Annotated in this window: 22 protein-coding genes; 12 read left to right on the top strand and 10 right to left on the bottom strand. The window is 62.0% G+C overall.

Annotated features, from left to right (window positions below; translation table 11 throughout):
* Positions 1-110: 110 nt before the first annotated feature.
* The 3 genes from ABD906_RS12760 to ABD906_RS12750 all read left to right on the top strand — a co-directional run bounded on the left by ABD906_RS12760 (position 111) and on the right by ABD906_RS12750 (position 3,466).
* On the top strand, positions 111-692 hold the full coding sequence (locus ABD906_RS12760) for a c-type cytochrome (RefSeq protein ID WP_345099797.1): 582 nt from the start codon (positions 111-113) through the stop codon (positions 690-692).
* A 27-nt stretch (positions 693-719) separates the two neighbouring features.
* The gene (locus ABD906_RS12755; protein WP_345099796.1) at positions 720-2,465 is read left to right on the top strand and encodes a pyrroloquinoline quinone-dependent dehydrogenase; all 1,746 of its coding nucleotides are present in this window, start codon (positions 720-722) and stop codon (positions 2,463-2,465) included.
* A gap of 167 nt (positions 2,466-2,632) precedes the next feature.
* Complete coding sequence (locus ABD906_RS12750) at positions 2,633-3,466, top strand: substrate-binding periplasmic protein (RefSeq protein WP_345099795.1); 834 nt, start codon at positions 2,633-2,635, stop codon at positions 3,464-3,466.
* 143 nt (positions 3,467-3,609) lie between these two features.
* Here ABD906_RS12750 and ABD906_RS12745 read toward each other — a convergent pair whose 3' ends face one another.
* The 4 genes from ABD906_RS12745 to ABD906_RS12730 all read right to left on the bottom strand — a co-directional run bounded on the left by ABD906_RS12745 (position 3,610) and on the right by ABD906_RS12730 (position 7,016).
* Positions 3,610-4,218 (bottom strand): zinc metalloprotease, encoded by a 609-nt coding sequence (locus tag ABD906_RS12745; protein ID WP_345099794.1) that lies wholly within the window; start codon positions 4,216-4,218, stop codon positions 3,610-3,612.
* A gap of 129 nt (positions 4,219-4,347) precedes the next feature.
* Positions 4,348-5,211, bottom strand: coding sequence for an ABC transporter ATP-binding protein (locus ABD906_RS12740; protein ID WP_345099793.1), 864 nt, complete (start codon positions 5,209-5,211; stop codon positions 4,348-4,350).
* The gene (locus ABD906_RS12735; protein WP_345099792.1) at positions 5,208-6,215 is read right to left on the bottom strand and encodes an ABC transporter substrate-binding protein; all 1,008 of its coding nucleotides are present in this window, start codon (positions 6,213-6,215) and stop codon (positions 5,208-5,210) included. Before ABD906_RS12735 ends, ABD906_RS12740 begins: the two co-directional genes overlap by 4 nt.
* A 48-nt stretch (positions 6,216-6,263) precedes the next feature.
* On the bottom strand, positions 6,264-7,016 hold the full coding sequence (locus ABD906_RS12730) for an ABC transporter permease (protein ID WP_345099791.1): 753 nt from the start codon (positions 7,014-7,016) through the stop codon (positions 6,264-6,266).
* A gap of 126 nt (positions 7,017-7,142) precedes the next feature.
* On the opposite strand from ABD906_RS12730, the gene ABD906_RS12725 reads away from it, so the two are divergent.
* The 3 genes from ABD906_RS12725 (at position 7,143) to ABD906_RS12715 (ending at position 11,036) form a co-directional block, all read left to right on the top strand.
* Positions 7,143-7,616: an NUDIX hydrolase gene (locus ABD906_RS12725; RefSeq protein WP_345099789.1), complete on the top strand. Its 474-nt coding sequence runs from the start codon at positions 7,143-7,145 to the stop codon at positions 7,614-7,616.
* A gap of 303 nt (positions 7,617-7,919) precedes the next feature.
* A complete protein-coding gene (locus ABD906_RS12720; protein ID WP_345099788.1) occupies positions 7,920-9,491 on the top strand; it encodes a Re/Si-specific NAD(P)(+) transhydrogenase subunit alpha in 1,572 nt (523 codons plus the stop codon).
* 21 nt (positions 9,492-9,512) lie between these two features.
* On the top strand, positions 9,513-11,036 hold the full coding sequence (locus ABD906_RS12715; protein ID WP_345099787.1) for an NAD(P)(+) transhydrogenase (Re/Si-specific) subunit beta: 1,524 nt from the start codon (positions 9,513-9,515) through the stop codon (positions 11,034-11,036).
* Between the two features lie 229 nt (positions 11,037-11,265).
* Here ABD906_RS12715 and ABD906_RS12710 read toward each other — a convergent pair whose 3' ends face one another.
* Positions 11,266-11,670, bottom strand: a complete 405-nt coding sequence (locus ABD906_RS12710; protein ID WP_345099786.1) for a MerR family transcriptional regulator — start codon at positions 11,668-11,670, stop codon at positions 11,266-11,268.
* Between the two features lie 57 nt (positions 11,671-11,727).
* Between ABD906_RS12710 and ABD906_RS12705 the strand changes: the two genes are divergently transcribed.
* From ABD906_RS12705 to ABD906_RS12695, 3 genes are all read left to right on the top strand, one after another.
* Positions 11,728-12,516, top strand: a complete 789-nt coding sequence (locus ABD906_RS12705) for a MauE/DoxX family redox-associated membrane protein (RefSeq protein ID WP_345099785.1) — start codon at positions 11,728-11,730, stop codon at positions 12,514-12,516.
* A gap of 80 nt (positions 12,517-12,596) precedes the next feature.
* Complete coding sequence (locus ABD906_RS12700; RefSeq protein WP_345099784.1) at positions 12,597-12,995, top strand: antitoxin Xre/MbcA/ParS toxin-binding domain-containing protein; 399 nt, start codon at positions 12,597-12,599, stop codon at positions 12,993-12,995.
* Positions 12,992-13,510, top strand: coding sequence for an RES family NAD+ phosphorylase (locus ABD906_RS12695; protein ID WP_345099783.1), 519 nt, complete (start codon positions 12,992-12,994; stop codon positions 13,508-13,510). Before ABD906_RS12700 ends, ABD906_RS12695 begins: the two co-directional genes overlap by 4 nt.
* Positions 13,511-13,550: 40 nt before the next feature.
* On the opposite strand, the gene ABD906_RS12690 is transcribed toward ABD906_RS12695, so the two are convergent.
* A complete protein-coding gene (locus ABD906_RS12690) occupies positions 13,551-13,892 on the bottom strand; it encodes a hypothetical protein (RefSeq protein WP_345099782.1) in 342 nt (113 codons plus the stop codon).
* Between the two features lie 303 nt (positions 13,893-14,195).
* Here ABD906_RS12690 and ABD906_RS12685 point away from each other — a divergent pair, with 303 nt between their 5' ends.
* Positions 14,196-15,614 (top strand): GGDEF domain-containing protein, encoded by a 1,419-nt coding sequence (locus tag ABD906_RS12685; protein WP_345099781.1) that lies wholly within the window; start codon positions 14,196-14,198, stop codon positions 15,612-15,614.
* 121 nt (positions 15,615-15,735) lie between these two features.
* Here the strand turns inward: ABD906_RS12685 and ABD906_RS12680 are convergent, their stop codons facing one another.
* Entirely contained in the window at positions 15,736-17,328 is a 1,593-nt protein-coding gene (locus ABD906_RS12680) for an FGGY-family carbohydrate kinase (protein ID WP_345099780.1), read from the bottom strand.
* Between the two features lie 208 nt (positions 17,329-17,536).
* Complete coding sequence (locus ABD906_RS12675) at positions 17,537-18,883, bottom strand: GGDEF domain-containing protein (protein WP_345099779.1); 1,347 nt, start codon at positions 18,881-18,883, stop codon at positions 17,537-17,539.
* Positions 18,884-19,287: 404 nt separating this feature from the next.
* On the opposite strand from ABD906_RS12675, the gene ABD906_RS12670 reads away from it, so the two are divergent.
* Complete coding sequence (locus ABD906_RS12670) at positions 19,288-19,710, top strand: BapA/Bap/LapF family prefix-like domain-containing protein (protein WP_345099777.1); 423 nt, start codon at positions 19,288-19,290, stop codon at positions 19,708-19,710.
* The gene (locus tag ABD906_RS12665) at positions 19,661-21,532 is read left to right on the top strand and encodes a hypothetical protein (RefSeq protein ID WP_345099776.1); all 1,872 of its coding nucleotides are present in this window, start codon (positions 19,661-19,663) and stop codon (positions 21,530-21,532) included. The genes ABD906_RS12670 and ABD906_RS12665 overlap by 50 nt, the downstream gene beginning before the upstream one ends.
* A 169-nt stretch (positions 21,533-21,701) precedes the next feature.
* Here the strand turns inward: ABD906_RS12665 and ABD906_RS12660 are convergent, their stop codons facing one another.
* Positions 21,702-23,384, bottom strand: coding sequence for a hypothetical protein (locus ABD906_RS12660; protein ID WP_345099775.1), 1,683 nt, complete (start codon positions 23,382-23,384; stop codon positions 21,702-21,704).
* Between the two features lie 565 nt (positions 23,385-23,949).
* A partial coding sequence (locus tag ABD906_RS12655; RefSeq protein ID WP_345099774.1) for a hypothetical protein occupies positions 23,950-24,133 on the bottom strand: 184 nt, incomplete at its 5' end.

The following is a 24,133-nucleotide window of genomic DNA, read 5'->3' as shown; positions in this document are numbered from 1 at the left end:
TATAGTGGGGAACCAATCAACGGCATAACTGTGCTAGATGTGCACAATCGGGAGTAACCCGGTTGCGCTGCGGATAGTCGGAGATGCCGTTAGGAGGGTAAGGTCTAGGGATGCGAAAACCTGTACTAAGTGCACTAGCGGGATTTGCTCTCGCAGCATCCTGCCTGGGCACGTCGTGGGCCGGTGGCTTCACGGCGGAACAGGCAGAAGCGGGCAAGTCCGCCTACACCACCAATTGCGGCCGGTGTCACGGGTACAACCTGGAGGGCGTTGAAGCTCCGGGGCTCGTCGGCCGCGATGTCATGGGAAACTGGGATACGGCTGGCGGTCTTTATGACTTCATTTCAGTTGCCATGCCGCCAGAAGCTCCGGGCGAGCTCGGAGAGGAAACCTACCTCAACATCGTTGCCTACATCATGAGCTTCAATGGAGCTCAGCCGGGCAACGAGCCCCTGGCCGTCGGTGACAAGCTGTACGACATCTCGCTTGTCGCTGAAACGTCGGCAGGCGGGAGCACGACTGTCGCTCAGGCAACCCCTGCTGCGTCGCAGGCCAGCTCGGACGTGCCGCAGGCCTTCACCTGGGGCAAGCCGCTCCCTGGTGGCCAGCCTGCTCAGGCTGAGCCGGAGAAGCCGGGCGTTCCTCAGGCTTTCACCTGGGGCAAGCAGCTTCCGCAAGTGGGCCAGAAATAATAGAGAGTTCGTCTAAGGAGGATTCCCGTGAAATTCTCAGTTAAGTCTTTCCTGGCTGCGACGACGGTCCTGGCTGCCGTCAGCACGCCGCTCTATGCGCAGGATACCAAGCGCGAATATTCCCCGGTTACCGATGAAATTCTTGCCAATCCTCCGGCTGAGGACTGGCTGATGTTCCGCGGTGCCTGGAATAACCAGGGCTTCTCCAAGCTCGACATGATCAACAAGGACACGGTCGGCAAGCTGGAGCTCGCCTGGGCGTGGCCGATGGCTGAGGCCGGCATCCAGGAGACTGCGCCGCTCATCCACGACGGCATCATGTTCATCCAGACCAACAACAACATCGTTGAGGCTCTGGATGCCAAGACCGGTGACCGTCTCTGGACGTACCGCCACGAGCTGGCTCAGCTGCCGGCAAGCTGGTCCTACCAGATCAACCAGGCTCGCCGTCAGAAGAACTCGATCGCCCTTTACAAGGACAAGGTGGTCCTGACGACCGCCGACGCCAAGATCGTCGTTCTGAACGCCCTCGACGGCAAGGTGGTCTGGGAGAAGCAGGTCCTCGACTACAACAAGGGCTACAGCTACACCGTTGGTCCTCTCGTCGTGGACAACAAGATCATCAGCGCGATCTCCGGCTGCTCGATCGCCGGCACCGCTGGTGGCTGCTTCATCATGGCGCACGACTTCGAGACCGGCGAGGAGCTGTGGCGCTTCAACACCATCAACGATCCGGACAATCCGGAGCAGCAGGCCAGCTGGGGTCCGGTGCCGCCGGAGAACCGTTGGGGTGGTACGCCGTGGACGACCGGCGCCTATGATCCGGAGACCCGCACGACCGTTTGGGGTATCGGCATGCCCGGACCGTACGCCGAGCTGATCCGCGGTTCGGAAGACGGCACCACGCTCTACACCAACTCGACGCTGGCCCTCGACATCGATACCGGCAAGCTGAAGTGGTACTATCAGCACCTGCCGCGCGACAACTGGGACCTCGACAGCCCGTTCGAGCGCATGATCGTCGAGCAGGACGGCAAGAAGATGGTCGTGACCGTTCCGGGCAAGAACGGCATCGCCTTCGGTCTTGACTTCGAGACCGGCAAGTACCTGTGGCACAAGGAGACGGTCTATCAGAACGTCGTCACCAAGATCGATCCGGATGGCACGGTCCACATCAACGAGGACCTGATCCCGACCGCCGTTGGTGAAGAGAAGTTCATCTGCTCGTCCGTGTCCGGTGGTAAGCTGTGGCAGGCTGGCGCCTACAGCCCGCTGACGCAGACCTACTACGTGCCGCTCACCGAGGCCTGCAACACCGTCACCGCGGTTCAGACCGAGTTCACCGCCGGTAACGCCGTCGGCTCGATGAAGTTCGGTCCGCGCGTGATGCCGGAGGGCCAGACCATGGCTGGTCTCGTCGAGGCCATCAAGGTTTCGCCGACCGAGGGCACCACGAAGTGGGAGTACCGTTCGCGTCCGACCCCGACCAGCTCGGTTCTCGCGACCGCTGGCGGCCTGGTGTTCGGTGGCGACGCTGCCCGCGAGGTCAAGGCCTGGGATGCGGAGACTGGCGAGGTCCTGTGGTCGCAGCGCCTGAACGCTCCGATCGGCGGCTATCCGGCCACCTACGCGATCGACGGCGAGCAGTACCTGGTCATCCCGACCGGTTACTCTGCCGCGGCGAGCTCGATCTCCTCGGCCTTCCCGGAGATCCCGCTGCCGACCGGTTCCGGCAACTCGATCTTCGTGTTCAAGCTGCCGAAGGACAAGTAATCATCCTGATCAATCAGGACGGAGGGGGCCCTGGGGCCCCTTCCTTTTTTGAAGCGGTTTCAGAAACAGTGGGAACGGGTTTCCCGTTAGGAACCGCGAGAAATCGCAATAAGAGCAGCCGGATGTCTTCGTGAACACCGAACTGCTCGAACAAAGGAATCAGGACCATGCGCAAATTCCTCACGGCAGCCATGCTTGTCCTTTCCTCGTTGGCAGCTCAGGCACAGAACAACCCTCTTTCGGAGGTTCCGCCCGAAGAGATCGACAACCGCGTGCGCCTTGCCGGCGACACGCTTCATGTCTGTTTCGACCTGGCGAGCGTTGGCCGGGCCTTCGACCAGGACGTTGCCCAGGCGATCGCGGATGCACTCTTCCTGAAGATGGAAGTTCTGGAAGGCTTTGGCGGCTTTCCCCTGAGCGGCGGCGGCTTCATGACCGAACTCACGATCGCGATGACTGAAAGCTGCGACCTGCTCATGGGGGTCTCCGTCTCGCCCTACTCGGCGACGTCTCAGGCCTTCAGCATCTCGCGGCCGTATGCGACGGTGCCGTTCGTTCTGGTGGTCGCCAACAAGGATTGGCAGAAGCTGGGGGACATTCCCAAGACGGAGCGTCTGGGAACCGCCATCGCCAGCATTGGCGAGATGAACTACATCACCTGGGCGCGGCAGCAGCCCAAGGAGGAGAGGTGGGTCCGTCTCCCGTATGCTGACTACGATCTGATGACGACCCGCCTGCTCGACGGGACGATCGCCGGCATGATCCTCTGGCAGCCGGCCTTCGCCAAGGTCCAGCGCGAGCGCGAGGATGCGAAGGATCTGCGGATCATCGCCAATGATCCCATTCCGCCCGCTGCTACGCGGGTCGGAGCCGCGGTTGCCTCGAAGAACAGCTTCCTGCGCAGTCAGATCGACCAGGCGATCGAGGCCCTCGTCGCCGATGGGACCATCGACAAGCTGATCGAGAAACACGGCTATATCGGCGCCCACGCCGGCGAATAGGATCACCGGCGGCAGGCCCATTCTGCCTTATTTCCCTGGCGGTTGCGGACGAACTCCGGTAACCGCCATTTTTCTTTCATGCGGGATGGGGCTGCGCTGACCATCAGGGCGGCGGCTTCGAGTGCCTTTGCCCGATCAGGTCATTACAGGCTGGAGAAATAGGGCAGGAGCCAGGACGCGGGGTTGCTGATAAACCCCGCCACGATTGCCGCCGCCACGACGGCGAGCATGACCGGTTCCTTGCGCATGATGCGCTTTTCGCGGTCAGGCCGCAGCACAGGCCAGATGGCTCCGCAGACCAGTCCGGGAAGGGGCAGGAGGTTCAGCGCGGCCGTGCCGACGGCGATCTGTTGATAGTGCATCAGCACGTAGATGACGATATTCGCGATCGAAAGCGGAAGGAGGTTCACCAGAACCCGCCGCAGAATGTCGACGAGCGGCAGGGTGAGCAGGGAAAGCAGCAGGCCGCCGAGCAACACCAGCAAGACGCCAGGTTTGCCCCAGCGGTTCTTGCTTCCATCGTAGCGCATGGGGCGGATCCATCCCATGCCGAACAGTGTGGCAAGAAGAACACCCGACGGGGCCATGTGGGCAAAGGGATTCAGGGTCAGGCGCCCGTCGAATTTCGGACGCGGGTCGCCCAGGAGCCTTGCGAGGATGGCCAGCAGAAATCCCAGCACGCCGCTGTACAACACCATCGCGACGAGACGCGATACGAACGCGCCGATGGTGATATCCTGCAACAGGTTCATGGAGCCCCCTGCTCAAACTGTGTCTGACACGGTCCGCCCTGCAGAAGCGAGAAACCGGATGCCGCGGTCGTGCGGCCTCCGAGGACGCCAGCGGCCGGTGATTCTGTCATGACGGTCCGGCCTTTCTTCTCAGGTTCCCGTGCCTTGGGACTGGCCGTAGTCGCGGCCATAGAAATCGGACTGCGGGTCCGACAGCACGAGCGCGCGGATGCGCTCCCACAGGTATTGCCGCAGCTCGACGAAGCGGGGCTCGGCGCGGACGTCATAGGTCCAGCGCGGCCGCCTGAGCCCCACGTTGATGACTTCGAGGATGCGGCCCGGTCGCGGACCCATGAGCACGATCTGGTCGGCGAGGAAGATGGCCTCGTCCACGCTATGCGTGACGAAAACCGCCACCGACCTGCGCTCGGACCAGAGCCGCAGCAGCTCCACCTGCATCAGCTCGCGCGTCTGCGCGTCGAGGCTGGCGAAGGGCTCGTCGAGCAGCAGGATGCCGGGCTCGCAGGCGAGCGCCCGCGCGAGTGCGACGCGCTGCTTCATGCCGCCGGAAAGCTGGCGCGGATAGGCATCGGCGAAGCGCGACAGTCCTACGCGGTCGATGTACTGGTCGGCCCGGCGTCGCCGTTCGTGGCGGTCAGGGATTGCCTCGACCAGCGCGAACTCGACGTTGCCGCGCACGGTTCGCCACGGGATCAGCCGGAAGGACTGGAACACGAAGCCCATGTCCGGGCCCGGATGCGGCGGCTTTCCGGCCACCAGAATGGTGCCGGCATCGGGCTGCACCAGCCCGTCAATCATGCGCAGGAGTGTGGTCTTGCCGCAACCGGACGGCCCGAGGATGGCCGTGAAGGTGCCCTCGGTCACCTCCAGGTTGATGTTGTCCAACGCCACGACGCGTTCGCCGGTACCCGCCGCAAACCACTTCGAGACGCCCTGGATCTGGATCAGCGCGCCGGGCTGCGGTGCAACCCGGCTACCCGCGTCCGTGCTCATCGTGTGACGGGATCCAGCTTGTCGTCCGTGCCGATCTCGGCGAGTACCTCATCGATGACGGAGAAGTCAGCCCACTCGCTGAGCTCCACCTTGCGGGCGTCTTTGAAGTCTTCGCCCTCATAGTACACGTTCGCGGTGTATTCGAGCTCGTCCTTGCTGAGGCCGCCGTTGGTACTCCAGCTGCCGGCGAAGGCCTTGCTGAGCGATTCGAGCGTGGACTTCTCCACGTCGGGACGTGCCTTTTCCATGGCGGCAACCCACACGGCCGGGTCGCTTGCGAAATCACGCGAAGCCTTGATCAGGGCGGCTATGACCTTCTTCACATCGTCCCGGCGCTCTTCCAGCACCTTGGTGGTGACGATGTTGACTTTGCTGACGACCGGAGCGGCGTTGTAATAGTCGTCCTGGTTGATCAGTACGTGGAGGCCGGTAGTGTCGGGGATGGCCGACCACACGCCGATCGACATCGTGGTCGCGTCGATCTGGCCGGCGACGAGCGCCTGGCCGCGCTGATTGGGCTGGCCGAGCGCTACCATGTCGATGCTGTCGACGTCCACGTCGTACTTCTTCAGGACGCGCACGCTGAGCGAATGGTCGACGCTGCCCGGACGGCCGATGCCGAAGCTCTTGCCGGCGAGATCGGCGGGTGTGGCGATATCCTCTTTCGAGGCGATCAGGAAGGGCAGCGATTTGTTGGGCGACGTGACGGCCCGGAGATCATCGCTACCTTGAGCGACCAGAAGCAGCAGGGAATCCGTGCTGATGTTCGCCATTTCGCCTTCGCCGGCCTGCAGGGCGGCCAGGGCGGACGGCGTCTGCTGGACGCGAACCAGCTCGACTTCAACCCCCTCGCGCTCGAAATAGCCCTCCTTCTCGGCAAGATCCATCACCGAGTTCGGGACCAGAGGTGTCTCGAGGTCCGTGATGATCAGCCGGAACGGTTCGGCTGCGGCGAAAGACGTTGACAGCAGGAGAGCTGCGAAAATTCCCGTGAGACGTTTCATTCCCATTCCTCCCATAATTCGTATGGCGGTTGGTGGTGTTCATGAGGCCTAGTTTCTGGTTCCTCGCCAGCGTTCCAGCCGCAGCTCCAGCAACCTCAGCAAGGTGGTCACCAGAACGCCGACGAGGGCCAGCGTGAAAACGATCACGAAATATTCGGCCATGCGGAATGTATTACCATATATCGCCAGCAGACCGCCAAGCCCTCTTACCGCGGTGTAGAGCTCCGCGACGATGGTGTTGATCAGGCCGATCGTGGCGCCGATCCTCAGGCCCGTGATGGCGAAGGGAAGGGCGCCCGGCAGGACGATCTCGCGGAAGATGCGCGACTTTCTCGCGCCCACGGAGCGGGCCATCTCCACCAGTTCGTCATCGGCATTCAGGGCACCGGCATAGGCGTTGATGAGGATCGGCATGACCGCGCCGAGGAAGACGATAAAGCTCTTCGCAGAGGCTCCGAGGCCGAGGAAGACGATGATCAGCGGGATGAAGGCGACGCGGGGTGTGGCGGACAGCGCGTAAACGAATACGTCCAGTATCTTGCCGAGGGTACGCACCGTTCCCATCAGAAGGCCGAGCGGGATGCCGATGAGGATCGCCAGCCCATATCCGCTGACATAGATCTGCAGCGTGTCGAGGAGTGCGGAGAACAGCCGTCCATCGGCTATGAGCCGCTCTGCGGCGTGGAATGTAGCCACGGGTGACGGAACGAGCTGGCGCTCGACGACCGTGGACAGATACCACCAGAATGCCACCAGGGCCGCGAGTACGCCCAGGCGATAGACGACGATCCTCAAATGCACGCCCTTTGCAAAAATACCGTAATATGGAAGGTTGATTGCCCCCGACACAATATGCAAAGGCTTTTACATTACCAACTGCCTTTGCAGAATGCCGAAAAGTGAGGCTGCCGTCGGAGGTTGTGGACCATGCCCCGCAGGAGCGCCGGAATCCTGCCTTTCAGGCATCGCGGCGGGAATCTCGAAGTGCTGCTCGTTCATCCCGGAGGCCCCTTCTGGCGCAATCGCGACGAGGGCGCCTGGTCCATCGTCAAGGGGGAGCTGGCCCCCGACGAGACGCCGGAGGCTGCGGCCCGCCGCGAATTCGCGGAGGAGACAGGGTGGACGCTGGAGGGCGAACTGATCCCGCTCGGCGAGGTCCGGCAGGCGGGCGGCAAGGTGGTGACAGGCTTCGCCGTCGCGGCCGACTACGACCCCGAGACACTATGTAGCAACACCTTCGACATGGAGTGGCCGCCCAGGAGCGGCCAGATCCGCGCATTTCCTGAAATTGACGGGGCTCACTGGTTTCTGGCGGCGCAGGCAGAGGAAAAACTTATACCGGCGCAGCGCCAGTTCCTCAGCCGCCTGCAAACGGCGATAAATGGCTTTAACATCAAATAATTATCTCTGTATTCCCGGTTCCTGTCGCGCAGACGGCGGGGCGGGTGCGGAACCGGCGGACTTTCGGGTGAGCGCTCGCGCATTCTTGAAATAGATCAAACGGATATGGACGCCTGACGGCAAAACCACTAATCAATGCTGCCGAGGGGATGCGAGTGGACTGATACCGGAAAGGCGGCCTGCTGGTGCACGACAGCGAGGTTATCGGTTCCTGTCCGGACAGGCGCATTAACGCCTCCCATGCCGCGAGGCCTGGAGGAGCCCAACTCGCTTGGTTCCAACCAGAATGAAGTGGATCGGAATGTGAAGATAGGCATTTTGGGGGAAGTGTACCCCGGCGAGAACCGCGTTGCCCTGACCCCGGACAGCGCGCGTCAGCTGGGGAAGCTGGGTCACAGTTGCGCCATCGTGAGTGGCGCTGGTTTGAAAGCGGGGATATCCGACGCGGCTTACGCCGAGGCCGGCGTAACCATCTATCCTGATGCACAGTCGCTTTGCGCGAACGTCGACCTGGTCGCCAAAGTACGACCTCCGACGCTTGACGAGGTTAAACTGTTCCGCAAGGGACAGACGCTCATTTCCTTCATCTATCCGGCCCAGAACGGGGAACTGCTGGAGGCGCTGAAGGAGCAGGGCGTCAACACCATCGCCATGGACATGGTGCCGCGCATTTCGCGCGCCCAGAAGATGGACGCCCTTTCCTCGATGGCCAACCTCGCCGGCTACCGGGCTGTCATCGAGGCTGCAAACAACTTCGGCCGTTTCTTCACCGGCCAGGTGACCGCGGCCGGCAAGATTCCGCCGGCGAAGGTGCTGGTGGTGGGCGCCGGCGTGGCCGGTCTTGCGGCGATCGGCGCCTCGGTGAGCCTCGGCGCGATCACCTACGCCTTCGACGTGCGTCCTGAAGTCGCCGAGCAGATCGAATCGATGGGCGCGGAATTCGTCTTCCTCGAGTTCGAGGAAAGCCAGGACGGTGCCGCCACCGGCGGTTACGCCGCTCCGTCGAGCCCCGAGTTCCGCGAGAAGCAGCTGGCGAAGTTCCGCGAGCTCGCTCCCGACATGGACATCGTCATCACCACGGCGCTGATCCCGGGCCGTCCGGCCCCGGTGCTGTGGACGAAGGACATGGTCGAGGCCATGAAGCCGGGGTCGGTGATCGTGGATCTCGCCGCCGAGCGCGGCGGCAACTGCGAGCTGACGAAGCCCGAGGAGCGCATCGTCACCGACAATGGCGTGATCATCATCGGCTACACGGACTTCCCGAGCCGCATGGCCGCGCAGGCCTCTCAGCTCTATGCGACCAACATCCGCCATTTTGTGGCCGACCTGACGCCGGGCAAGGATGGCGTGCTCGTCCACAACATGGAGGACGACGTCATCCGCAGCTCCACCGTCACCTTTGAAGGCGGCATCACCTATCCGCCGCCGCCGCTCAAGGTGCAGGCCATCGCCTCGGCGAAGAAGAAGGAGAAGCCGAAGGAGCTGACGCCGGAAGAGAAGCGCGCGCAGGAGCTCGAAGCCTTCCGCAAGGCGACCAAGACGCAGGTCAGCCTGCTGGCGATTGGCACGCTGCTGATGCTGCTGGTCGGATACTACGCGCCGCCGAGCTTCATGGCGCATTTCGTTGTCTTCATGCTGTCGTGCTTCGTGGGCTTCCAGGTGATCTGGAACGTCTCCCATTCGCTGCACACGCCGCTGATGGCCGTCACCAATGCGGTGTCCGGCATTATCATCCTCGGCGCGGTCGCGCAGATCGGCTCGTCCTCCTGGATCGTGGCCATTCTTGCGGCGATCTCGGTGCTGATCGCAGCAATCAACATCGGTGGCGGCTTCCTCGTGACGAGGCGCATGCTCGCCATGTTCCAGAAGTCTTGATGCGCGGGGCGGGGTACTACAATGGCTAATCTGGAACAGATCTTTTCGCACGTGAGCGAGCCCGGCATCGTCACCGCCGCCTATATCTCCGCGGCCGTGCTGTTCATCCTTTGCCTGGGCGGCCTGTCGAACCAGGAGAGCGCAAAGCGCGCCGTTTGGTACGGCATCTTCGGCATGATTTTGGCCGTCGGCGCGGCGGTCTTCACGCCGGGCGTCGGCAACCACTGGCTGATCGGCATCATGCTCGCCATCGGCATCGTGCTCGGCTACATCGTGGCCATGCGCGTGCAGATGACCGAGATGCCGCAGCTCGTAGCCGCGCTGCACAGCTTCGTGGGCCTGGCGGCCGTCTTCATCGGCTTCAACTCCCATATCGAGCTGGCCCGCTTGCAGGACGTTTTCGCGTTCATGCACAATCCGGGCACGCTGCTGGCCAATCCGGACCGGCTGATGGCTCTGGAAGGCCAGCTTGAGAACCTGAGCGGGTTCGCCGCCAAGCTGCTGGCCAAGTCTCCGCTCGAGATCGACATCCTGCGCGTAGAGACCTTCCTCGGCGTGTTCATCGGTGCGGTCACCTTCACCGGCTCGGTCATCGCCTTCGGCAAGCTCGCCGGCAAGGTGGACGGCAAGGCCAAGAAACTGCCGGGCGGACATGCGCTCAACGCCGGAGCCGCGATCATTTCGCTGATTCTGCTGGTGGTCTACCTGATGACCGGCAGCTTCTGGGCGCTGTTCATCATGTCGCTGCTTGCCTTCTTCATCGGCTACCATCTGATCATGGGCATCGGCGGCGCCGACATGCCGGTCGTGGTGTCGATGCTGAACAGCTACTCGGGCTGGGCTGCCGCGGCCATCGGCTTCTCGCTCGGCAACGACCTGCTGATCGTCACCGGTGCCCTCGTCGGCTCCTCGGGTGCGATCCTGTCGTACATCATGTGCAAGGCGATGAACCGTTCGTTCATCTCGGTCATTCTCGGCGGCTTCGGCAACACCACCGGCCCGGCGATGGAGATCGAGGGCGAGCAGGTGGCGATCGACGCCGAGGGCGTGGCGGCGCTGCTGAATGACGCCAGCTCGATCATCATCGTGCCGGGCTACGGCATGGCCGTGGCGCAGGCCCAGGGTGCGGTGAGCGAGCTCACCCGCAAGCTGCGAGCCCGCGGCAAGGAGGTGCGTTTCGCGATCCATCCGGTCGCCGGCCGCCTGCCGGGCCATATGAACGTGCTGCTGGCCGAGGCCAAGGTGCCGTACGACATCGTGCTCGAGATGGACGAGATCAACGACGACTTCCCGGAGACGGACGTTGTTATCGTCATCGGCTCGAACGACATCGTGAACCCGGCCGCCCAGGAAGATCCCAACAGCCCCATCGCCGGCATGCCGGTGCTGGAGGTCTGGAAGGCCAAGCACGTCATCGTGTCGAAGCGCGGCCAGGGTACCGGCTACTCGGGCATCGAAAACCCGCTGTTCTACAAGGAGAACACGCGCATGCTCTACGGCGATGCCAAGGACAGCATCAACGCGCTGCTGCCGCTGATCGACTGATCCGGCCAGACGGAACGGAAATGGCGAGCCTCTCCGGAGCGATCCGGGGAGGCTTTTTGTTGGCTGGAGGTTCGGAAACCCTCACGCCATCATTCCGAATGCATCGAAACAAGAGGCAGTCAGCGGATGGCCCTGGACCGGCCTCATGCCGCGATAGGCTCACCTTAGACGTGCTCCCTTCAATAAGCTCAGGATTGGGGAGGAGCGGAGGAAGCCTCTCGCCTTAAGATCACACCTTGAACGAAGCGAGGATGGGGCAGCAGCCGCCGTGGCTGCCGGCGCATTCGCGTTCGAGTTCAATGAGCGCGTCGCGGGCGCGCTGCAGCTCGGCGATTTTCGCATCGAGCGCCTCAATCCGCTGGAGGGCGAGTTCGCGGGCCCGGGCCCGGTCGTGGCTTTCGTCCAGCTCCAGCAGCTCGCGGATTTCCTCCAGCGTGAAGCCCGCGGCCTGCGCCTGGCGGATGAACCGGAGGCGGCGCAGATCCTCGCTGCCGTACGTGCGGAACCCGCCGCCGCGCGGAGGCGTCGGAAGCAGCCCCTTGCGCTGGTAGAAGCGGATGGTCTCCACGCCTACGCCGCCGGCCGTCGCCAGCCTGCTGATGGTGAGAGGTTGCTGGACTTGACTCTGTACCATGGTACGGACCCTATATGGGTGGCAGCATCCGATCAACCGGAAAGAAAGCTGCCAAACATGCTGGACAAGACTCAGCCCCTCGAGAAGAGGGCCGTTCTCTATCGCATGGTGATGGAGAAGCACACGTGCCCCTATGGCATCAAGGTCAAGTACCTGCTGGAGCGCGAGGGTTACGTGGTCGAGGACCATCACCTCACGACGCGCGAAGCGACTGACGCGTTCAAGGCCGAGCATGGCGCGAAAACCACGCCGCAGGTCTTCATTGACGGCAAGCGTATCGGCGGCCACGACGACACGCGCCGGTTCCTTGGCAAGAAGGTCTTCGATCCGAACGAACTCACCTACCGTCCCGTCGCCGTGCTCTTTGCGATGACGGCGCTGATGGCCATGGGGGTGAGCTATGCGACGAGCGGCGACCCCTTCACCGTCCGCGCCGCCGAGTGGTTCATCAGCTTTTCGATGGTGGTTCTGGCGCTGTTGAAGCTCCAGAACGTTGAGACCTTCGCCACCATGTTCCTGAATTACGATCTGCTGGCGAAACGCTGGGTGCCCTACAGCTATATCTACCCTTACGCCGAGGGCCTTGCGGGCCTGCTGATGGTGGCCGGTGTCGCCACCTGGTTTTCGGCGCCGCTCGCCCTTTTCATCTCGACGGTGGGCGCGGTGTCGGTCTTCAAGGCGGTCTACATCGACAAGCGTGAGCTGAAATGCGCCTGTGTTGGCGGCTCGACCCGCGTGCCGCTTGGCTTCGTCTCCCTCACGGAAAACCTGATGATGATGGCCATGGCCATCTGGATGGGGCTTTCGTGGCTGGGCTATCTGCCGGGTTCCCCCCACGGCATGTAGGGGCGAGGAACAATTGGCCGCGGGTGTTGCGGTTCTCGCAACAACGCCATATATTCCGCCATAGAAAGGTGGTGATTGATATGGCACACGTGGTGCACGCAAGCAGATATCCGGTTGGAAAGGAATCGCTGATCCTTTCCTTCATGGATTCCAGCGGACGGATCGCCATCGACCGCCTGGCCGACGGCTTCGGCATGTCGAAGACCCAGCTTGCGGAGACAGCCGGGCTTTCGCGTGAAGCTTTCTACCGGGCCGAGCGCAGCCGGGGCCTGCGCACGCAGAACCGCCTCCGCGAGATGCTGGAAATCATCAGCCGCGTGGCGGAATGGGCCGGCGGAAAGGAGCAGGCCATGGCCTGGTATCGCGCCCAGCCGCTTCCCGCCTTCGGCGGCCGCACTGCCGAGGCGTTGGTGAAGGAAGGCAAGGCTGCGGCCGTCCGCGACTATCTCGACCACATGGCGCTCGGCGGTTTCGCGTGAGGTTTGTCGGAACCGCCTATCGCGCCCATGATCCGCGCTGGTCCTTCAAGCCGACATCCGGCGAGGGGGCCGCGATCCGTGGCGCGCGCTTCAACCCGAAGGGCGTGCCCGCGCTCTATCTCGCGCTCAGCATCATGACGGCGGTGAAGGAGGCCAACCAGGGCCTTGCCCGCCGTATCGACCCGTGCGTGCTCTGCTCCTATGATGTGGACTGCGAGGACATCGCCGACCTCACCTCGGTGCAGGGCAGGGCGGAGCACGGCATTTCGCTGGACGACATGGCGTGCGCCTGGGCGTGGGACCTGAGCGAGGGCCGCCGTCCCGGATCGTGGCGGGTCCACGACCGCCTGCGCGAGAAGGGGATTGCCGGGATACTGGTGCCGAGCTTTGCCCCCGGCGCCGGGTCGGAGGACATCAATCTCGTGCTTTGGGACTGGGGCCCGGACCTGCCCCACAAAATCGTAGTCTACGATCCGAGCAACCGTTTGCCGAAGGATCAGCTCTCCTGGTCATGACCGGGCTTCGCCGGCGAGGGGCGCTGGCCGATGCGGCTTATCACGGCTCCTCGCCGTCTTCGTCCGAGCCGGTCATGCTGATGGTGATCGGCGGCATGCCGCGCAGGATTCTCACCTTGTTGAGGCAGGCGAGGCTCAGCTCGCTCCACAGCGCCTCGATGGCAAGTGCGGCCTGGATCAGCTCCTCGTCCGCGCCCTCATCCGCCTCGAGCTCGTAGAGTATCTCATCGAAATCCTCGGACATTTCGCTGACGGCGTCGAGAAGGCGCACGGCATGCTCGACTGACAGCGTTTCGCTTGCGAGAAGCTTGCGCGTGTCGGCCTCTGTGTTGCGGACCAGAAGCCCGGCCTCCTTCAATGTTGCCATCCAGTCGACTGCCACGCCCTCTCCATTCATTGAAAGCGGAGCCTATGGCCTATCTTGCAACCGGTTTTCAATCGAAGGCAAGGCGGGAAAGCGCAGCGACAGAATAATTATCGACGGGCAGCGCTCCCGGACCTCGAAAACCGTTGATCGGTGACGGGGCTGGATGCTGCCGGGCAAAGTAATCATCCGGGCGGTCGCCGCTCCTGCACTTTCCGCTCGAAACCGAAAGGTGGGCCGGGTGGCAGGGACGCCGGGACACCTCCAGCAATCTCTTTTCATGTACTGAAGCGTCTAGCCTCGGGTTATCGTGAAACGTAAATGACGGATTGGAGCCCCGTCCGGTTGCGCATGCAACTTCTGCGCGTTTGCAAGAAATTTACCTCCATTTCAACCGGCGGCTGCTGCGGCGATGTCTTCTATTCCCTTGACGGTCGCTATGCGCTAGCGCTCAATAACGGCGGGGGGACTTCATTGGGTTGTGCCATCCTTCGGGTAGTTGCGGCCCCGACAAGGATTTACTCGCCCAGAAGTTGTACGCAAGGGCACCTGTGGGGGGTAGGGATGGATATCGGGACCATCTTCATGACAGTCTCGTTCATGATGCTGATAAACGGGTCGGTCCTGATAGAGTTTTATCGCGACATGCCACGAACCCTTCGCCCGGCGATGCAGTACTGGCAAGCCGGGACGGCGCTGATCGCTGGGGGATGCGCGATCTTTGCGTTCGGCGCACCGTTGCCGCGGGCGTTCATTCTTGTCGCTGCCTATGGCCTGATTACCTTTGGTCTGACGGCCTATCTTGCGGCCGTGCAGGCATTCGACGGTATCCGCCCGAAAATCTGGCAGTTCATTCCGAGTGCCGCGCTCGTGCCCTCGATCCTTTGGTTTACGCTGATCGCCGATATTTTCGGTGCGCGACTGGTGTTTCTGACGGCCGTGTGGGGGTGGCTTGCCTTCGCCTGCCTGAGTTCGCTGCTTCACGGTTCGCCGCAGCCAGTGCCGATAAGCCGGAAGATCCTGATCTGGCTGTTCGCGACGGTGTTTTGCTACCTGGTGATTCAGCTTGGCTTCTACTCACGCACGGATGCCAACCTGAGCTTCGCGAGCGAAGCCGTCGAGTACTGGTTCAACCTATTGGGACCGACTGTCCTGTCGCTGCTGCCGATCGTGGGGACCACGACGTTTTTGCTCATGTGCTCCGACAAGCTCCGTCAGCGCCTGGAGGAAATGGCTTCGACGGATTACCTGACCGGGCTGTTCAACCGCCGCATACTGGCGGACTATGGCGCAAGATGTATCGAGGCGGTCGCCAAGTCGGGCCGCGGGTTCGCGCTTGCCCTGCTGGACATCGACAACTTCAAGTCGATCAACGACACCTATGGGCACGAGGTGGGCGACCAGGTCCTGGCAGAACTCGCCCGCTGCCTGCGCGAGCATGCGGGGATGGACGCCATTCTTGCGCGGGTCGGCGGAGAGGAATTCGCCTTGCTTCTTCCGGATGGCGACCAAAAGTCAGCCATCGCCATGACGGAACGGCTGAGACAGGCGGTGGAAAAGTTCGAGTTTCAGTCGAGTCAGGGCGCCATCCCGGTGACGTTCTCGGCAGGCATCGCAACCTGGCGCCATGGGGACAGCGAATTCGACGACGTGTTCCGGCGAGCGGACCAGGCGCTTTACACAGCCAAGTCGTCCGGCCGGAACCGCGTGGAGGTGGCACGGCTGAGCGTCGCCGTCTGATCGCGAAGCGTCAGGACGGGGATGAAGCAGCTCCGAGCGTGCCGGACGCTTTGAACTGTCCTGTTCACAGGCTCGCCCAGTCCCGGGCAAGCCTCCCAGTCTAAAGTCTCCTGAGTCCGCTTTAGTGGATCTTCCGCCCTGTTGCCTGCAGCAGCTCGAAAGCCTCGAAACGGCGGTCGTGCCATTCGCGCGTGGCGGGGTTGGGCTGGTGAACCTCGCCCAGAGCCGACATGGCGCTCATGGCCTCGCCGAGATCCCGGAAAGCTCCCGCAGCCGTGGCGCCGAGCATGGCGGAGCCTAGCAGCACAGGTTCCGGCGAAACGGAAGCGGCGACGGTGAGGCCGGTCGCGTCCGCCAGCACCTGACGGACGAGGGCCGAGCGGGTCGCGCCGCCACTGACGACCATGGTGTCCGTGCGGATGCCCTTGGCGGCCTGTGCATTGACGATCTGACGGGCGCCGTAGCCCAGGCCGCAGAGGCCGGCGAGATAGAGCGCGACGAGGCTGTCGACGCCATCCTCCAGGTCTAGGCCCGCGATGATGGCGCGGGTTTCCGGATCAGCGAAGGGCGCGCGATTGCCGAGAAACTCCGGCACCACATGGATGCGGCCGACGATGTCCGCAACCGCTGCGGGGCCGCCCCTGGCTTCCACAAGCGCGGCGAGCGTGTCGGCAAGACCCCTGCCGCCTGCCGTCGCTTCGACTTCTGCCGCACGCGGGTGCATGCGAATCAGGCGCTCGATGGCGGCGCCGGCGGCGGACTGGCCGCCTTCGTTGAGCCAGAGGCCTGGCACCATCGCGTTGAAATAAGGGCCCCAGACGCCATCGACGAAGACCGGCTCGCGCGTGGTGGTCATGGTGCAGGCAGACGTGCCGAACACATAGGCCATGCGGGACAGGACGTCGCCGGCGTCGCCGGCCGCGCCCACGGTGCCGATGCCGCCCGCGTGGGCGTCGATGAGGCCAACGGCGACGGCCGTGCCAGGCCGCAGACCGAGATCCCTTGCCGCCTCTTCTGTGAGCCCGCCGATTGCCGTGCCGCCGGCGCGAATCTCGGTGCCGATGCGGGCGAAGCCTTCGTCGGCCAGGTCCCCCAGGCCGATCTGGCGGAAGTAGGTCTCGTCCCAGCGGTTCTCGTGGCTCAGATAGGTCCACTTGCAGGTGACGGTGCAGGCCGAGCGAGCGAGGCTGCCCGAGGACTTCCAGGTGAGGAAATCCGTGAGGTCAAAGAACTGCCAGGCATTCCTGAAGGTCTCCGGCTTGTTCTCCTTGAGCCATAACAGTTTCGGCGTTTCCATTTCGGGCGAAATGGTCCCGCCGACATAGCGCAGCACCTCTGCCCTCGTCGCGTTGATGCGGCCTGCCTGTTCGGTAGCGCGGTGGTCCATCCAGACAATGATATTTCGCTCCGGATCGTTCGACGGTCCGACGGCAAGCGGCTTTCCCCCTTCGCCGAGCACCACGAGCGAGCAGGTCGCGTCATACCCGATGCCGGCCACATCGTCGGGTGTGACGTTTGCCCGGGCGACGGCCCCCCGCACGCTGTGGCAGACGGCGTTCCAGATGTCATTGCTCGACTGCTCGACGATGCCGTGGGCCTCCCGCCAGATGGCAATGTCGCGCTTGCCGGTGCCCAGCAGGGTTCCGCGTTCATCGAAAAGGCCAGCGCGTGCGCTGCCCGTACCGACATCTACACCCAGAAAGTATTTCGCCATGATCGCGCTACCTGACAGTGGAATTGGCCAGGACCGTTTTCCGTCGGGCGCACCCAATAATCAAGTCCCGAGGGCGGCGGGCTCCCACCGAATGGGAAGCGGGGGGCGTGGAGCTTCCCGGTACCGTCATTGACGCTGCCAGGTCGGGCGAGCGATATGGACCGGTGGGGGGTGAAGCTGCTGATTCGCTGCTCGCGCGGCGGTGCTGTCAGCGCTGCACCGCGGCCTCGACCCGGTTCCGGCCGTTTCTCTTTGCCGTCAAAAGCGCCTCATCGGCCGCGTTGATGAGGTACTCGTAGTCAGGGTGACCTTCATAGGTGGCCGCGCCTGCCGAGATGGTGATCCGGATCGAGGTATCGTCTGGCAGCATGACGGTGCGCGACTCAAAATAGGCACGGAAGCGTTCTGCCGCGACGAGAACTTCCTCCAGGCCCGTCTCCACGAGGACGATGAGGAATTCTTCGCCGCCATAGCGGAATACGAAGTCGCTCGCCCGCGCGATGTTCATGAGGCCTTCCGCCACCTGCCGCAGAACCGCGTGGCCGGCCGCATGGCCGTATCGGTCGTTGATCTGTTTGAAGTGGTCGACATCGATCAGCACCACCGACAGAGCAAGCTTGTTCCTCCGGGCCAGGGCAATCTCTCGCCCGAGAATTGGCGGAAGGAACTTCCGGTTCAGTACCTGCGTGAGGGGATCGCGACCGCTCTCGAGTTCAGCCGCGGCCTCGAAGAGATTCGCCAGAAGAAACTTGATCTCGTCGATGGCACTTTGCAGCTGTCCGATGTTTTTTACCCTCTCCGTCTGCTCAGTGTTTCCGCTTCTCTCGATCGCAGGAAGGATGTCCCGGTCTATGCGCTCCATCGTTTGCTTGATCGACTGGAGAACGTCCGAAGACTGGAACAGCAGGCCCGCGCGGTGACGCAGCCAGAGACCGAACGGCGACAGGCTGAGCGGCTCGAGTGTCCTGACGCCGGATTGAGTCGCCAGCGAGAAAAGGATCTCCTGGCACCATTCCATCAGGCCGGCGCGCTGCCGCTCACGTTCGGAACTGAGATCCTGACCGATGGAAAACAGGCGAAGACCTTCGTCCGCATGCGCGCGCCGCCGGGTGCCGGTGACATAGGCGGCGCTCATGAGGCGCATAGCGAGGTCGATGATCTCGTCCAGCATCATGACCGCAGCGATCCGGACCTGCGCGTCCACATCCGTGTAGCCGGAGAAGATGCGTGCAATTTCGACCTTCAGGAGACTTGCCCCTTCCAGCACGAAGTAGACGGGCAGATTGATTCGGGCGTGGATCTCGCCAATCTTGACCTGGCGCTGGCGGTATTCCGTGGTCCCAATGTCGTCCAGGTTGAGCAGGTCCACGAGCCACTTCGCAAGAGAATGACGCAGCCGCTGTTGAACGATGTCGTGGTCAAGAAATTCGGCTGTCCTGGGGTGGGCGAGGAATGAGCCGTAGAACGAGTCGACAAGCGTCTCGGTGTTCTCGGTGATCGCCTTGCGCAAGATGCCGAGCGCGGAACCCTTCTCCGTCTCGGAAAGACGATCCATGAACCGTAACTCTATGTGATGGTCCAGCATGTTCCTGCGCCCCGTCTGCCGGGGGCGTGAACTATTGCCGAAGCTGCCATTTGTCAAACCGCGGCCGCTTGGAGACGGGAGCGACAATTCGTTCCTCTTTGGAAGCGCTGGAAGGGGGCGGGCCCAGGGGATTGGCTCTCTTCGGCGATGCCTGTCATGCCGCTTTTCCCGCCCGACGGTGGGAAGATAAGATAGTTTCGTTAAGATAAATAAGCAATTTAATTGTTTGCATTTTGAAAGTATTTCTGTAACTTGTGCGCGTATCGATCTCGAACAATATTGTAACGGTAATTGTTTTGTCTGGGTAGAAAAAGAAAAATATTATCTTTTTACTAACGTTATTTGTATCAATTGATATGAATGGGTGATTGCATATGGCGTACAATTTTCTTGTGCAGAGCAAGAGCAACCCGCGAGTCGTTCAGGAAGCTCGGAACACAGACCATGTCACGCTAACGACACTGAGCAACGTATGGATCTTTCTCAATCGCGCGGCGGTGAAGGGCTTCCACCGGGAAGGGTACACGCTTGTCATGGAATTGCTGAACGGACAGAAGGTCCGGATCAACAATTACTTCCGTGACCAGCGCGGTCCGAATGATAGCGAGATCTTCGTCATCGACGACGGTCGCGGCTACCGCGTGAAGCTGGACACCTGTCTTAACAACTTCCAGTTTGAGCCTACGTCCATGGTCCCGTCAGTCAGCAGCTCCGGCCGGTCCAGCCTTGGGGCTCGAGCCGGAGAACATGAAGCTGATAAGTCAAGTCTCGAAGCATCATACCAAGACGGTTCTTGATAACAAGATAGTGGTAAACGCAATTAACGATACGGAATACGAGATCTTGATAAAGGGCGTTTCCCCGGGAGACCACAAGCTGGCTATCAAGGCAAAGGACGTATCCCACGACGCTGTAAACGTTGAGTTCTCCGGCACTGTCGAGATGCACAGCTACAGGGAACTGAATGTGAAGCCGGGAACCGCTTCAGGCAATCTTTTTGACGGCAAGACGACCCCCGACGGAAAACCATCGGTAGATTTTGACAACGGCGCGGAGCTGGTAATTCTGAGGAATGGCGAGCGGATTTCGGTACAGCATGACGAGGTCCTGAGGGGTAAGTATGGTGAACTGAAACTGGGTCCAACCGGCGATTATCAGTACACGACCAACGGCGACGCCAAATCCATCGGCAAGGTGGACATTTTCGACGTCGGGGTTTGGCAGCCCGGGATGGCTGAACCGAAGTACTCAAAGGCCCGTTTCCGCATCGGTGCTCAAGATTTCAACCTCCTGTGGCCCAGCGATCTGGACAAGGACGCCGAGACGTTGCGGTCCGGGGTAATCAAAGGCGTCGCAAAGGTATTGAAATCTGCGAACGCGGAGTACCGGAGCATAGCCGATCTGAAAGAAATAGAGTGGCACGAAATGTCCAATGGGAAAAGGATTGGTGCCACAGACCATTTCGACTTTGTCATCGAAGACAAAGGCATAACTGACAAGGACGCATCCGTCATACTCATTCAACTCAGTGGAACGCATCCTGAGGAAGTCAAATTCTCTCTGAAGAGGGACGGAAAGGAGATATTTAACAAGGAGATAGCCAGCGATAGCGGATATATCCGCTACCATAACGACTGCGTGTGGGTGGTTTACCCCCGACCGGTACCGGGCAAACACACGCTTAACCTGGACGCGACAAAAGTGAAGGTCCCCTCTGGCAAGGTGATCGCATCCGGCACCCTCTACATATTCAGGGCCGATGCGGAGTCTGCGCACACGCTTGGAGAGGAGCCGTTCAAGACTGTGCTCGGCGCGGTTGAGGCTCCCTCGACAAAATACACCACCTACGAGGCAGGCACGAGCCAGGAAGAGATCGACAACGTCATTCGCACAGGAACGACGATTCCGGCAAAAGGGGGTTATGTGAGGATGACGTTTCTGGGGGATAAGACCACGGCCGAGTTCCACACGATGTCTGACACCGAGGATGAGGCTCATGTGTTTTTCCGAGCGACTGCGCCGAACGGGGCGGAGGCCCTGACGACGATGTCGGTCCGGTCGGAAGTGCAGCACCTCGGCCCGTGGGAAGCAATGCAGGCTCAGATGTCGAAAGTCATCTATGGAGACGACGGGGACTGCTGCAGTGATCCATTCAATTTCCGTGACAAAAATGGCCAACTCATCATCCTTGATGGAGAAGCAGATCAGGCTTCCTCGAAATACGCAGCCGATGTGGAAAGCGATGCCGCCTCCAATGACGGCAAAGCATCCGAAGCCGGGCTGGCAGACATTCCAACCCTCGAGTCGGCAAACATTCCGACCCTGCAGCAGGCCAACGCTCTAGCTGCCGCCGATGCGGGGAAGGGTGCTCCGCCGGCCGGGCTGCCTTCGAAAATCCTTCTCGAAAGCGCGGGTGCAACGGCCGGCACTCCGGGATCGAAGGAGAATCTGGCGAGCATGCTGAAGAACGGCACCGCGGACGCGCTTTCGACCTTCATGCAGAAGCAGACCGATTCCCAAGCGATAGACGACATGCGTGTTGTGCCGGTGACAAATATTTCCAGTGAGATTTCCTCGAACACGTTGAACGAGGAAATCCAGACGAGCTACGCGATCTAGGCTCTGGTTTCCGCAGCCCCGGGAGAGGGTTATCGTTTACCCCTCCCGGGAGCTGTTTCCAGAGCTGGCAGCTACAAGCGACGCCGGGTCCGCGGATCCGGCGCCTGATTTTCCGGGGAGGGTGATGCCACGCCGGCGCCTGCAATGGGGCCGGCCGGTTCCGGGAGCCTCAGTTTCGAGACTCTTTCTGCTGCTTTGCCACCCTGTATTTCCGGTATGCGACATAGCCCGAAAGGTAATGCTCCACGTCGTCGATGCGTACGCGGAATGCATGGTGGCGGATGAAGAATGAGCCGACGATGCTGTCGGGATGGGCAAAATACATCGCCAGTTCCGGCCAGAAATGCCCGTTCAGCAGGTAGTGTGCGCGGAACTCCAGCGCCCGGTAAAACTTGTCGAGGTCTATTTCCTCCAGGAGGTGCTGCATCTCCGGCATCGTGCGGATGCGTTCGAGCATCTCGCGCGCCGCCATCATGAGCTCCAGCAGGGTCGGGAAGGTCGTGATGCGCTCGAGCACGAAATCGAGGTGGCCGGCGACATTCTGGATGCCGAAGCGGAAATAGCGTTCCTCCGGCCGGAACCGCGTCAGCTCGTTGACGCAATAGCTCAGCCAGTGGTCGTTGTGCCGCCAGTGCTCCGACCGGATGAAATGACCGAAGGCCTTCTCCACGGTCTCGATCCAGCGCGGATCCTGGGTGAGACTGTAGAGCCGCATGAGGCCGAAGGCGGCTTCTCCCTCGTAATAGATGACGCGGAAGGGGTCCTTCACGCGGAGGTCCGGGTAGCTCAGCACATGGACGAAGGAGCCATCCTCCTGATTCTGCATGTGGCGGATGCCGAGCGCGAGCTGCCGCATCAGGTCGTAGTCGGCGGTTGAGCCGGTGAGAGTCGCATGTTTGGCGAGGGCGAGGATCGCGACGGCATTGGCGCCGAGCTTGATCTCGCCATTCGCCTCCACGACGAAGGCGGCGTCCGTTCCGTCCGGCAGCCGCGCAGGGCGGATCAGCGTGCCGCGCAGATAGGCGAGGGCCCGGTCGATGCTGTTCTTCAGATCCCCGTCGTTCGTGACCTCCCAGGCCTCGATCATGGAATAGGTGGTGCTGGCATGCCGCAGCGCGTTGTAGGCAGGTATCTCCCGGTTGAAGCATGGGTGAAGGCCGTAGACGAAGCGGCCGTGCTCCAGCACCTGGCGGCTGAGAAATTTCGATGCGTCCCGAATCAGCCCCTCGATGTCGTCGAGCTCCAGCCGCTCGATGATTCGCCGCCCGGCATTGCGTCCCGGGCCGGGGAGCCGGTGAACGGTGCCGTCTTCGCCGCAGAACAGACCTTCGGTCGAAAGGACGAAGGCGGGCGCCGCGTCGGAGAGATCGACGGTGCGGTCCGCCCCGTAGCGCCGCCTGACATATTTCGCGAAGTTGCCGAGATTGATCACCGCATGGGCGATCTTGTTCCCTCCATAGAGCATGGCATTGGCATTGAGCTCCTGCTCGAGGAAGGACGTCTGGAACTTCGGGTCGAAGGCAAGTCCCTGCCGGAAATAGTTGCGCTTGTGCCTGGCCAGCCGTTCGCGCAGTTCGCCCACGGTCATAGGCCGGACGGCGGTCACCCAGTCGACCCGCAGCCAGCGGCCCCGCAGGCCGCGCTTTTCCATCACATCCCTTATCCGCTCTTCGCCAGCCTTCCAGCAGGCATCCGCCGAATCGCCCGTGGCGCGAATCACGCGCGCCCGCTCGTGCCCATCGGACACGGAGAAGAAGAACGTGAAGGCAGGATGGGGCTCCGCAAGGGGCTTCACTGCCGCGAGGGCTGCTTCGCGCAGGTGCGCAAGGCGCCGGGAAAGGTCGGTCTGCATGTACTGCCTAACACGTAAAATAATGCTGTGATCTGCATATCACGCATCACCCCATGCGGCACCCCGTATTTGTCCGGCTCGGCCGGATGGCGCGCTAGCCGATGCGATTCGCATCGCCGGTGGCCGGCGGGCGCCGGTCGTCTTCCTCCGAGCCCATTTCTGTCTGACATGCCCGCGCCTGCGCCCCGGTTTTTCTGCGAATGCCCGGTCGACTGCGTTGCCGGTGCCCCCTCTTTCTTCCACATGGAGAAGGCGCGGCTCGTCCCGAAATTCACCGCCCATCGTCCTGGCGATCTTCGTCCTGTCATCCTTCCCGGCTGGCGGCGATCGGGGATCGTGCGGCGAATCGTGGGCGTGTGCGCCTGCGCAAGATCTTATGTGCCAGGTACGTTACCCCCCCCCCCTGCAGGCTGCCCCATGACCCGATGGCAGCGAGACGTCCCGCCTCTTGAATGGATGGCCTGCCATCTTTCAGAATGCAGACACCGCGGACGGAAAGCGCTGCATGGCTGCGGGAAGCTTGCGGGGGCGATAAGCCGGGCTTCCTGTTCCTGTCTGCATTTCATTAACCATGACGTCCGGGCCGGTGGAAAAAATCGTCATGATCCCGAAAGAGGGGTGTTGACTCCGGATAAGGGCAGACGTATATCACGACCATCAACGACGGCGGCGGCGCTGCCGGACGGAAGGACGGTTCGTCCTCAGATTTTTCTTGTGAGAGCTTTGATGCTTTCAGGGGTTGGGTTGAT

Origin of the sequence: Chelativorans composti, assembly GCF_039541695.1 — a bacterium.
In the GTDB taxonomy this organism is placed as follows: Bacteria; Pseudomonadota; Alphaproteobacteria; order Rhizobiales; family Rhizobiaceae; genus Chelativorans; species Chelativorans composti.
Note: the sequence above shows the minus strand (reverse complement) of the source record. Positions and strands in the feature narration are given on the sequence as shown.